The sequence below is a fragment of the Streptomyces sp. SPB162 genome, from assembly GCF_029504575.1.
GTDB lineage: Bacteria > Actinomycetota > Actinomycetes > Streptomycetales > Streptomycetaceae > Actinacidiphila.
Window position 1 is genome coordinate 166,857 of record NZ_JAQFII010000002.1, and the last position, 11,803, is coordinate 178,659.

Consider the following 11,803-nt stretch of genomic DNA (forward strand, 5'->3'; position numbering starts at 1 on the left):
AGGCGCCGAAGGTCAGCCCGTCACAGCCCCAGGGCCTGCGAAAGGAGCGGCCAGGACGTCTTGTACTCGTTGCGCCAGTAGGTCCAGCTGTGGGTGCCGCCGAGGTAGAAGTGGGTCTGGGCGGGGATGCCGAGCTGCTTGAGCCGGGCGGCGAAGCTCTGGGAGGCGGGCCACAGGGTGGTCTCCAGGGCCTCGGCGCTCAGCTCCCCGTTCCCGCCGACGACGCCGGTGCCGGAGGAGAGGTACAGGCTGGTGCCGGTCAGTTTCGAGGCCAGGGCATAGGGGTTCTGGGCGTTCCACAGCGGGCTCTGGAAGATCGGCGAGCCCCACAGCGCCCACGGCAGGAGCCCCTCACGGCTCACGATGAGCTGCACGACGACCGGCATGCCGGGCAACGTCGTGTGCAGGACGCCGCTGTACGAGGCGGCCGCCTTGAACGTCCCGGGGTGCCGGGCGGCGAACGCGATCGCGCCCCACCCCCCGGTGGACACCCCGCCGATGGCCCGCGACGTGCCGGCCCGGTAGTTCTGCTGCAGCAGCTGCACCAACTCCGTGACCTGGAACGTCTCGTAGTCCGGTTTGTTGGAGCCGAAGTTCCACCAGGTGCTGGGGATACCGGTGGGGCCCGACGACGGCATGGCGACGATGAGTTCCTTGTCCGCGGTGAACTGCTTGATGTCGGTCTCGCGGGTCCACGAGGTGTAGTCGTCGTGCGCGCCCTGGAGCAGGTACAGCACCGGCCAGGTGCGGGTGGCCTGCGCGGACCAGCCGGCGGGAACCAGCAGCCGGGTCGCGACGGTGCCGCCGACCGCCGGGGAGTTGATCTGCAGGTCGACGGTACGGCTGTCGAGCCAGGTCTCGGAGACGATCGACGCCCCGTCCAGGGCGGTGCGGGCCGGGACGGCCGTCGTGGCGGCGGCGGGGGCGAGGGCGGCGGGGCCGAAGGTCAGCGCGGCGGTCGCCGCGAGGATGGCCGCCGCGGTGACGGCGGCGCGGGACGTAAGGCGACGGCGCTGTGTGTGCATCAGATCCCTCTTGTCGTGTCCGGGTTCGGGTCGCGGGTCAGGTCGCGGGTCAGGTCGCGGGTGAGCAGAGCGGCGAGGTCGTCGACCGCGGGTGGGTCGAGCAGCGAGAGGTGGTCCCCCTCGATCGGCGTGACGGAGAGGTCCCGGCAGGACCCGTCCCAGCCGAGCGCCTCGTCGGTACGGGTGTAGCGCGCGTCCTGGACGGTGTGCGGCGCGCTGCGCGTGGCCCGGTAGAGCAGCGTGCGGCCCGCGTACGGGCGCGGGGTGTGCCGTTCGCCGCTGCGCAGGTCCAGGTACGAGGTGCGCTGGTGTTCCAGCACGGCGGCGGGGAGGTCCGCCGCCCGCTCCAGCGCCTTGACCACCAGTTCGATCTGCCCGGCGTCGTCGAGCGCCGCGAGTTCCTCGTACGGCAGCGGCAGGGGGCTGCCGTAGGTGCGCTCGACGTACGCGGCGAAGTCCGCGAACCGGCGGCGGGCCTCCTCCATCGGCGGCAGTTCGGGGACGGGCAGCGGCAGCACGCTGTCGATCAGGATCAGCGCGGAAACGCTCCCCTCAGGGGCGTCGGCGGCCAGCAGCCGCGCAGTCTCCTGGGCGACCACCCCGCCGTAGGACCAGCCGCCGAGCAGCCACGGCCCCTGGGGCCGGGTCTCGCGGACGAGCCGTGCGTACGCCGCCCCCCGCTCGGGCACCGCGTCGGGTCCGGGCAGTCGCTCCAGCCCGTAGCAGGGCTGGTCCTCGCCGAGCCGCCGGGCGAGGGCACGGTAGACGGCCGTGGAGCCGCCCGCGGGATGGATCAGGAAGAGCGGCGGCCGGCGGCCGCCTTCCCGCAGGACGCGCAGCGGACCGCTGACGGGGGTCTCCAGACGCGGGCGCAGCAGCCCGGCGATGCCCGCGACGGTGGCCGGGCCCCGCAGCAGCTCCGCTGCCGGCACCTCCCATCCGGCGCGCTCGGACAGCTCCCGGGCCAGTTTCGCCCGCCGCTCCGCGGACAGTTCCCGCAGGCCCAGATCGTCCTCGACGCCGGGCGGGCCGCCACCGGCGACGCGCTGCCAGGCCCCGGCGACGAGCCGCTCCGCGGCGTCCCGGGGCAGCACCCCGGCGAACGCGTCCTCGGACGACGACCCGTCGTCGCCCGACGATTCCAGCCGGCCGGCGAGCTCGGCGACGGTGCCGCCCCGCAGCAGCACCCGCGGTTCGACGACGGTGCCGAAGTCCCGTGCGACGGCGGCCAGGATGCGGGTGGCCATCAGGGAGTCGAGCCCGAGTTCGGTGAGCGGCGTCGCGGGGTCGATGTGCTCCGGCGCGTACCCCATGACCTGCGCGACGTGTTCCCGCAGCCGGTCGACGGCGGTGCCGGGGCGGGCCGCCGGTTCGTCGGCCGTGCCCTCCGCCGGAGGTGCGGGTTCGGGAGCCTGCGACCGCGGCGCCGCGAGTCGCCCCTTCACCCAGTAGGGGCGGTGCCGCCAGCCGGCGCTCGGCACGTCCACGATCCGGCCGCCGCCGTGCAGGGCTCCGGTGTCGACGGCCACACCGCGGACCAGCTGTCCGGCCAGGCTGTGCCGGAACGAGAAGGCGTCGTCGGCGTTGCGGCGCAGCGTCGCGAACAGCGCCGTGTCCTCCGCGTTCGCCGCGTCCGAGGCCCGCAGCGTCTCGGCGAGCGGGTGCAGTTGCGTGGGGTGCGGGGAGACCTCGACGAACAGCCGGTGCCCGTCCGCCACCGCGGCGGCGACCGCCTGCGCGAAGCGCACGGGTCGGCGCAGACCCGCCACCCAGTAGCCGGTGTCGAAGACCGGCGCCTCGCGGGGCGAGTCCAGGACGGTGCTGTAGAAGGGAACGCGGGGCGGCGTGTGCGCCACGGCGCCGAGCTGTTCGGCCAGCGGGCCGAGCAGCGGATCGACCTGCGGGGAGTGCCCGGCGGCCGCGACTCCCAGCGATCGGGCGAGGCCGCCCTCCCGCTCCACCCTCGCGATCAGTCCGCCGATGTCGTCCGCCGTACCGGTCACGACGCTCTGGCCGGGGGCCGAGTACACGGCGACCCGCAGGCTGGGCCATGTCACGGCATGCGCGCTCACCTGCGCCGCGGTGAGTTCCACCACGGCCATCGCCCCGCCCGACAGGCCGTCGAGCAGCCGGGAGCGGGTCGCGATGACGCGGGCCCCGCTCTCGACGTCCAGCGCGCCGGCGACCACGGCCGCGGCGACCTCGCCCATGGAGTGGCCGATGACGGCCGCCGGTTCGATCCCGTACGCGCGCCAGAGCCCGGCCAGGGCGACCTGCAGCCCGTACAGCACCGGCTGGACGACCGACGGGGACGACAGCTCCGCGCCGGGTTCCAGCCGTGCGCGCAGCGAGAGGCCCGCGTGTTCGAGCAGCAGGGGCTCCAGCACGTCCACGGCTTCGGCGAACGCGGGTTCCGCCGTCATCAGCCGGCGGGCCATGCCCGGCCACTGGGAGCCGTAGCCGGAGAACACCCAGACGGGCCGGGCGGTTCCGGTGGCCGGGCCGCCGGTGACGACCGCCGGGTGGGGCCGGCCCGCGGCGAGGCGGGCGAATGCCTCCGCGGCGTCCTCGCGGCTGCCCGCGACGATCGCCGCGCGGTACCGGCCGCGACCGGTGCGGCCGTGCAGGGTACGGGCGACGTCCTCGATCGTGGCCCCACGGGCAGCCGGCGAGGTCAGCCACTCGCTGAGCCCCGCCGCGTCCTCGCGCAGCCGCGCGGCGGACAGCGCGTCCAGGACGAGGACCGGCGGCGCTCCCCCGGCCGCCGGCGCGCGGTGCGGTACGGGCCGGTACTCCTCCAGCACGACGTGCGCGTTGGTCCCGCCGAACCCGAAGGCGGAGACCCCCGCGGTGGCCCGCCCCGAGTAACGCGGCCACGGCTCGGGCGAGTCGACGACCCGCAGGCCCAGCGCGTCGAAGTCGATGAGCGGATGGGGGGCCGCGAAGTTGCGGTGCGGCGGGAGTTCGTCGTGGTGCAGCGCCAGCACCGTCTTGACCAGGCCCGTGATGCCGGCCGCGGCCTCCAGGTGGCCGACGTTGGTCTTCGCGGAGCCGATGAGCAGCGGCTGGTCCGGTTCGCGGCCCCGGCCGAGCACGGCCCCCAGCGCGTGCGCCTCGATCGGGTCGCCGAGCGCGGTGCCGGTGCCGTGCGCCTCGACGTAGTCCACCTCCGTGCCGTCCTCGGCGTGGGCCTGTTCCAGCAGGGCGCGCTGGGCCTCGGGGTTGGGGGCCAGCAGTCCGTTGGAGCGGCCGTCGGAGTTGACGGCGGTGGACCGGATGACGGCGAGGACGCGGTCGCCGTCCCGTTCGGCGTCGGCCAGCCGCTTGAGGACGACGACCGCGCAGCCCTCACCGCGCACCATGCCGTCCGCCGCCGCGTCGAAGGTCTTGCAGCGACCGTCGGGCGCGAGCGCGCCCGCGCGCTGGAACGCCAGCGTCAACGCGGGCGACAGCAGCAGGTTCACCCCGCCCGCGAGGGCCGTGTCGCTCTCGCCGGACACCAGGCTGCGGACGGCGTGGTGCACCGCGACCAGCGACGAGGAGCAGGCGGTGTCGACGGCGAGGCTGGGGCCGCGCAGGTCGAGCGCGTACGAGAGGCGGTTCGCGGCGATGCTCAGGGCGGCGCCCGGCGGGGTCCACGCGTCGACCGCGTCGAGGTCGGCGGTGGTGAGCTGGGCGTACTCGTTGCCGCTGATCCCGATGAAGACGCCGGTGCTGCTTCCGGCCAGGCCGGGTGCGGGGATGGCGGCGTGGTCCAGGCTCTCCCGGGCCACCTCCAGCAGCAGGCGCTGCTGCGGGTCCATGAGGGTGGCCTCGTGCGGGGAGATGCCGAAGAACTCGGCGTCGAAGCCCGCGACATCGGACAGGAAGGCGCCATGGCGACTGATGCCGTCGGGCGGTGCGCCGTCGGGGAGGAACGGTCCCCACCGCCCGTCGGGAAGCGTGCCCACCGCGTTGCCGCCCGTGCGGAGCAGGTCCCAGAACCCGGCCGCGGAGGTGATCCCGCCCGGAAGCCGGCAGCCGATCCCGACGACGGCGACCGCGCTCGACCGGGCGCCCGGCGTGGGTGCCGGAGCCGGCCGCGGGGCCGGCGCCACGGTGCCGCTCTCGCGCTCCGCGGCCTCGACCACGGCCAGCAGCCGGCCCAGCGTCGGCGCCTCCCACAGCAGGGTCGCGGGCAGCTGGGCGGAGGTGAGGGCGCGCAGTTCCGCGGTGAGCGCGACCGCGTCGCGCGACGTGATGCCGAGTTCCGCGAACGGCCGGTCGTCGTCGATGTCCGCCGGATCGAGCCCGTACCACTGGGAGAGCCGCGAGACGATCGTGCGGCGCAGCTCGTCCGCGAAGCCCGGCTCCCCCACCTCGGCGCCGTCACTCACCGGCCGCCGCCCCCTTCCCGTACTCGCCCTCGTACGCGCCCGCCAGGTACCGCTCGCGGCAGGCGGAGCGCGAGACCTTGCCGCTGGACGTGCGCGGCACCGCGCCGGGCGGTACGAGGAGCAGCCGGGCCAGCCGTACCCCGTGCCGGGCGGAGATCCGGGCGCGCGCGGCCCGCTCCGCCGCCGCGCACAGCTCCGGGGTGACGTCGAGGTCCCGGGCGTGCTCGGCGACGGCGACCACCTCGTCGGGCCGGCCGTCGGCGGCGACGGTGAACAGGGCGAGCCGGTCGCGGCGCACGCAGTCCAGCGACGACTGGACGGTCTCCTCCAGGTCCTGCGGGTAGTGGTTGCGGCCGTCCACGATGAGCAGGTCCTTCAACCGCCCGGTGACCTGGAGCCGCCCTTCGTGCAGGGCCCCCAGGTCGCCGGTGCGCAGCCAGTCGCCCTCCTCGCCGGGGATGCGGGAGGCGAAGGACGCCTGCGAGCGGCCGGTCCGCTTCCAGTAGCCCAGGCCGATGTTGGGACCGCGCAGCCGGATCTCACCGATCCGGTCCTCGGGCAGCACCAGCCCCGTCGCCGGGTCCGTGATCCGCAGCTCCTGCCCCACCGGCATGCCGCAACCGACCAGCGCGGTGGCCAGGGCGTCGTCGTCCGCGCACGGCAGGATCTCCCCCGCGGCCAGCGCCTCGCGGTCGCAGAGCAGCGTCCGGGGCGGGTCGGCGGGCGGGTCGGTGGTGACGAAGACGGTCGCCTCGGCCAGCCCGTACGAAGGGCAGTGCGCCTGGGGCGGCAGTCCGGTGTGGGCGAAGGCGCGCTGGAAGCGCTCGACGGTGCCCGGCCGTACGGGTTCACTGCCGTTGATCATGACGTGGACGCGGTCGAGACGCAGCGGCGCGGCCTGCTCCGCGTCGATGCGGGCGGCGCAGTAGTCGTAGGCGAAGTTGGGGGCGGCGCTGATGGTGCCCGGGTACCCGCCGAGCAGCCGCAGCCAGCGCACCGGCCGCTCCAGGAAGGAGACCGGGTCCATGAGCACCGACGGCAGGCCCGCCAGAACGGGCGCGGCGACGCTCAGCACCAGGCCCATGTCGTGGAAGAGCGGCAGCCAGCCGACGCTGGTGTTGCCGTCCGCGGTCGCGTCGAACGCCGCGACGGCCTGCGCCGCGTTGGCGACGACGTTGCCGTGGCTGATCATCACCCCGGCGGGGACCCGGGTGGAGCCCGAGGTGTACTGCAGGTAGGCGATGTCGTCCGGCTCGGGTACCGGCAGCGCCCGGTCCTGGTCCGGCCGCGGCTGCACGCCGGCCGGCCGGTCGATGCGCAGGACCGGCAGGTGCGGGATCCCGTGGTCAGACGCGAAGGCCGCGATGACGGGGGCGGTCGCGGTGTCGGTCACGATGCAGGACGGTTCGCAGTCGTCGAGCACGGCGGCGAGCCGGTCGGCGTGCCCGGGCAGGTCGGGGCTGAACAGCGGGACGGCGATCACCCCGGCGTAGAGGCAGCCGAGGAAGGCCGCCACGTAGCCCAGCCCCTGGGGCAGCATCAGCGCGGCCCGCTCGCCGGGGCCCACGTCGGCCCGCAGCCGCCAGGCGATGGTGCGGGCCTGGCTGTCGAGCCGCTTCCAGGTCAGGCTGCGGTGCCGGCCCGGCGAGTCCGGGGTGGGGAAGTCGACGAAGGTGAAGGCGCGCTGGGTGGCGCGCTCGGTGGACCAGCGGCGCAGGGACTCGGTCAGCGGAAGGGGGCGCGCGGGGGGCATGGGACTCCAGAGGGGTGGGGGCGCGAGGGACCGCTCTCAGTGGGGATGGCGGTGGGGGATCCGCGGCGCCCTGGGACGGGTGACGGTCACAGGGGGATGTTGCCGTGCTGGCGCTGCGGTGCCGGCCGGTGCTTTCCGTGCAGCGCACGCAGCCCCCGGGCGATCCGGCCGCGGGTCTCGTGCGGGAGGATGACGGCGTCGAGGTAGCCGCGCTCCGCGGCGAGGTACGGGGTGGCGTACGCGTTCTCGTACTCGGTGGTCAGCCGCTTGCGCAGCAGCTCCGGGTCCTCGGCGTCGCGCAGCTCCTTGCGGTGCAGAACGGCGACCGCGCCCTGTGCCCCCATGACGGCGATCTGCGCGGACGGCCACGCCAGGTTGAGATCGGCGCCGAGGTGTTTGGACCCCATGACGGCGTACCCGCCGCCGTAGGCCTTGCGGACGACGACAGTGATCGCGGGGACGGTGGCCTCGGCGTACGCGTACAGCAGTTTGGCGCCCCTGCGGACGATGCCCCCGTGCTCCAGCCGGACGCCGGAGAGGTAGCCGGGCACGTCGACGAAGGAGAGGATCGGGATGCCGAAGGCGTCGCAGAACCGGACGAACCTGGCGGCCTTCTCGGAGGCGTCGATGTCCAGGGCGCCGGCGGAGTGCAGCGGCTGGTTGGCGACGATGCCCACCGACGAGCCCTCGACGCGACCGAAGGCGCAGATGATGTTCGGGGCGAACAGCTCCTGCATCTCCAGCAGTTCACCGTCGTCCACGACCCGCCGCACGATCTCCCGCATGTCGTAGGCGTGCCCGAGGTTCTCGGGGACGATCTCGTCGAGCTCCCGGTCCCGCGCGGTGATGCCGGGGTCGCAGTCCTGCCGGTAGCGCGGTGGCGCCTCGCGGTTGTTGGCGGGCAGGTAGGAGAGCAGCCCGCGCACGAAGTCGAAGGCGTCCGCCTCGTCGTGGGCGAGGTAGTGGGCGGTGCCGCTGACGACGGAGCTGGTGCGGGCGCCGCCCAGTTCCTCAGCCGTGGTCTCCTCCCCCGTCACCGAGTGGATGACGTCGGGTCCGGTCACGAACATGTGGGAGATGTCCTTCACCATGACGGTGAAGTCGGTGAGCGCCGGCGAGTACGCGGCGCCACCCGCGCACGGCCCGAGGATCATGGAGAGTTGGGGGATCACCCCGGAGACCATGACGTTGCGGTGGACGAGTTCCGCGTAGTGGGCGAGGGCCACGACGCCCTCCTGGATGCGCGCGCCGCCGGAGTCGTTGAGGCCGATGACGGGGCAGCCGACCTTCAGCGCGTGGTCCATGACCTTGAGGACCTTCTCACCGAAGGCCTCCCCCATGCTGCCGCCGAACACGGTGGCGTCCTGGGCGAACACCGCCACCGGGCGGCCGTCGACGGTGCCGTGGCCGGTGACGACCCCGTCGCCGTCGGGACGGGAGGCGTCCATGCCGTAGGCGGTACAGCGGTGCCGTACGAAGGCGTCGGTCTCGGTGAAGGAGCCGGGGTCGAGCAGCAGGTCGATACGCTCCCGCGCGGTGAGCCGGCCCCGGCTGTGCTGACGTTCCACGGCCGCTGGTGAGCCTCCTCGCAACTGCTGGGCGCGACGGGACTCGAACTCGACGAAGCGGGTCATACGCGGCTCTCCTTACCGGAGGGGGGATCCGGAATTCCGAGCGTCATGGGGGCATCAGGTTCCGCTTCCGGGTGCCGTGCCACTAGAGCGGGGCGTGACAGCGGCCTGTCCGCGTTCTGTCACTCCGATGACAAGGCCGCGGGCGCGGGTGGCGGCTAAGGTCGGACGGCCCCGCGCGCGCGACGCGTCAGGACCGACGTCTTCCGCCCCGGGAAAGGAGCCGCCGGTGGACCGGGTCAGGATGCTGCCGATCATGCTGGGGATCGCGGTGACCGGGTTCATCACGACGCTGGACAACACCGTCGTCAACGTCGCGCTGCCGTCCGTGCAACGGGCGTTGAGCCTTGATCTGCAGGATCTGGAGTGGGTGGGCACCAGCTACGTGCTGAGCTTCGGCGCCCTGCTGCCGGCCGGCGGCCGGCTCGCCGACCTGCTGTCCTGCCGGCCGGTGCTCATCGCGGGACTGACGGTCTTCACGGCCGCCTCGGTGGCGGGCGGCCTCGCGGCGAACGGCCCGACGCTGATCCTGGCCAGGACCGTGCAGGGGGTCGGGGCCGCACTGGTGATCCCCGCGACGCTGGCCGTGATCACCGGCCACCTGCCCCCCGCGCGGCGGTCGCTCGCCGTCGGGCTGTGGACCGGGGCGCTGGCCGTCGCGCTGGCCCTGGGGCCGGTGCTCGGCGGGTTCATCACCGAGCGCTGGGGCTGGCGCTGGGTGTTCTTCCTGAACGTGCCCTTCGGTGTGCTGGGACTGCTGCTGGCCGGGGCGGTGCCGGCCGCGGTCCGGCGCCCGGGGCCGTCCGCGCTGCGCCGGCTCGACGTACCCGGAGTCGTGTTGTCGGCGGCCGCGCTGTACCTGCTGGCCTACGGCCTGCTGGAGGGCGGGGCGCACGGTTTCACCCGGTGGCCGGTGCCCCAGTGCCTGTTCGCGGCGGCGCTGACCGGCCGGCTGTTCGTCGCCCGGGAGGTCCGCGCGGCGGCACCGCTGCTCGAACTGGGCCTCTTCCGCGACCGCCTGCTCAGCGGCGGCACGGCCGCCCAGGTGCTCTGGGGCGTCGGCGTCAACGGCGTGTTCTTCTTCACCACCCTGTACCTGCAACAGGTGCTGGGGTTCTCCGCGACCAAGGCCGGTCTCGCCTTCCTGCCGCTGGCGCTCGCCCTGCTGGCGCTGACACCGTTCGCGGAACGGCTCTGCACGGTCTGGGGCGCGCACCGGGTGATCGCGGCCGGGCTGGTGCTGGTGGCGTGGGGGTTGGTGCAGGTGTCCATGACCGGTCTGCGGACCAGCTACCTCGGCCTGCAGCCGGGGCTGTTGCTGATCGGCGCCGGTTCCGCGCTCACCACTCCGCTGACCATCCGCTCCCTGGCCGCGGTGCCCCCTTCGCGCAACGGCATGGCGTCCGGCGTGGTCAGCGCGGCCCGCGAGATCTCCGGGGTCTTCGGCATCGCCCTGGTCGGCGTCGTCCTGACGCACACCCGGCGCGCGGAGCTCAGCGTGGGGTCCGACCCGCGTACCGCGTTCCTCGACGGCTACGCGGCCGGGCTGCGACTGGCGGCCGGCTGTGTGCTGTGCGGCGCACTGGTGACGTTCTGGGCGCTGCGCCACCGGGCCCCGGCGGCTCGGGGCCTCCACCGCGCCGGGCGCTCGTTGTCACGCAAGTGATAACCGGCCATTATCTGATACTCCGTCAGGCACCGTGGCGGGCGATGGCTACCGGGGAGTACCGTCGCAAGAACTCGAACCAATAAGCGGAAGGAACTCCGCCACGGTGCGACAGACACTCGAACTGGCCGATGAGCCGTTCAGCCAGATCCCCCCGGAACTCGCCCACCACCTCCGGCCCTTCCTCGACGCGATCCGGAAGGAGGTGGTAGCGGCCATCCAGGCCGAGATCCCCGAGTACGACCGCCCGACGAACGACACCTACACGAAAACCATTCACACCGGCGTGGAACTGGGCCTGAACCTCCTGCTGGACCGCCTCTCCACCCCGGGCATCAGCGCGCAGGAGGTCATCGGCATCTACCGCGGCATCGGCCGCGGCGAGGCCAGGGAGGGCCGCAGTCTCGACTCCTTCCAGGGCGCGCTCCGCATCTCCGCGCGGATCGCCTGGCGCCGCATCGTCACCCTCGCCGACGCCGACGTCCTGCCGCGCGAGGTCCTCGGCCTGCTGGGCGAGGCCGCGCTGGTCCACATCGACGAGATCGCCACGGCCACCTCCGCCGGCTACGCCGAGGCCCAGTTGCACCTGGCCGGCGAGCTGCAGCGCCGCCGGCTGCGGTTGTTCGACATGCTGATCGCCGAGCAGCCCCCCACCGAGGAGGCCATCCGCGATCTCGCCCACGCCGCGCACTGGCCCGTCCCCGCCTCCCTCGCCGTGGTCGTCGTGGACCACCACTGGGAACGGGACACCCTGTACCCGATCCTGCCACCTGACTTCCTGGCCCGCTTCGACCAGCGGCCCGGCTGCGTCGTCGTCCCCGACCCGGCCGGCCCGGGCCGGACCCGCGCCGTGGACTCGGCGCTGCAGGGCCACCGCGCCGCCCTCGGCCCCACCGTCGGCCTGACCGAGGGCGCCAGGTCGCTGCGCTGGGCGATGGACGCGCTGCACCTCGCGCGCCGGGACGTCCTGCCGGGCGGTGAGGTCGTGCGCTGCTCGGAGAACCTCGCCACCATGCTGCTCTTCCAGGACGAGGCCCTGGTGGACGCCCTCGCCGAACGCCATCTGGGCCCGCTGGAACGGATGCGCCCGCCGTACCGGGGCCGCCTCGCCGACACCCTGCTCTGCTGGCTGCAGTGCAGCCGCAACGCCAACGAGGTGGCCGGGCGGCTCGGTATCCACCCGCAGACCGTCCGCTACCGGCTGCGCCAGCTCGACGAGCTCTTCGGCGACCGGCTCCAGGACCCCGACGCCCGATTCGAGATGGAACTGGCGCTGCGCGTCCAGCAGTTGCGTTGACGTCGCCGTGTTCCCCGTTGTCAGTCGAGTGATGAACGGCCTCCTCCGGCTGCGC

Annotated in this window: 6 protein-coding genes; 2 read left to right on the forward strand and 4 right to left on the reverse strand. The window is 74.0% G+C overall.

Going from position 1 to position 11,803, the window contains the following annotated elements:
* Window positions 1-20: 20 nt before the first annotated feature.
* From M2266_RS30745 to M2266_RS30760, 4 genes are all read right to left on the reverse strand, one after another.
* Window positions 21-1,025 (reverse strand): alpha/beta hydrolase family protein, encoded by a 1,005-nt coding sequence (locus M2266_RS30745; protein WP_277441551.1) that lies wholly within the window; start codon window positions 1,023-1,025, stop codon window positions 21-23.
* Window positions 1,025-5,401: a beta-ketoacyl synthase N-terminal-like domain-containing protein gene (locus M2266_RS30750; RefSeq protein ID WP_277441552.1), complete on the reverse strand. Its 4,377-nt coding sequence runs from the start codon at window positions 5,399-5,401 to the stop codon at window positions 1,025-1,027. Before M2266_RS30750 ends, M2266_RS30745 begins: the two co-directional genes overlap by 1 nt.
* Window positions 5,394-7,154 carry a fatty acyl-AMP ligase gene (locus M2266_RS30755; protein WP_277441553.1) on the reverse strand — a complete coding sequence of 587 codons (1,761 nt, stop codon included), beginning with the start codon at window positions 7,152-7,154 and terminating at the stop codon, window positions 5,394-5,396. Before M2266_RS30755 ends, M2266_RS30750 begins: the two co-directional genes overlap by 8 nt.
* Window positions 7,155-7,240: 86 nt before the next feature.
* Window positions 7,241-8,788, reverse strand: a complete 1,548-nt coding sequence (locus tag M2266_RS30760; protein WP_277441554.1) for an acyl-CoA carboxylase subunit beta — start codon at window positions 8,786-8,788, stop codon at window positions 7,241-7,243.
* Between the two features lie 226 nt (window positions 8,789-9,014).
* Here M2266_RS30760 and M2266_RS30765 point away from each other — a divergent pair, with 226 nt between their 5' ends.
* Window positions 9,015-10,451: an MFS transporter gene (locus tag M2266_RS30765; RefSeq protein WP_277441555.1), complete on the forward strand. Its 1,437-nt coding sequence runs from the start codon at window positions 9,015-9,017 to the stop codon at window positions 10,449-10,451.
* Window positions 10,452-10,557: 106 nt separating this feature from the next.
* The gene (locus tag M2266_RS30770) at window positions 10,558-11,748 is read left to right on the forward strand and encodes a helix-turn-helix domain-containing protein (protein ID WP_277441556.1); all 1,191 of its coding nucleotides are present in this window, start codon (window positions 10,558-10,560) and stop codon (window positions 11,746-11,748) included.
* Window positions 11,749-11,803 lie beyond the last annotated feature (55 nt).

Coding starts and splice junctions, on each gene's coding strand:
- M2266_RS30745 (WP_277441551.1), bottom strand. CDS start 1,025: ATGCACACACAGCGCCGTCGCCTTACGTCCCGCGCCGCCGTCACCGCG.
- M2266_RS30755 (WP_277441553.1), bottom strand. CDS start 7,154: ATGCCCCCCGCGCGCCCCCTTCCGCTGACCGAGTCCCTGCGCCGCTGG.
- M2266_RS30760 (WP_277441554.1), bottom strand. CDS start 8,788: ATGACCCGCTTCGTCGAGTTCGAGTCCCGTCGCGCCCAGCAGTTGCGA.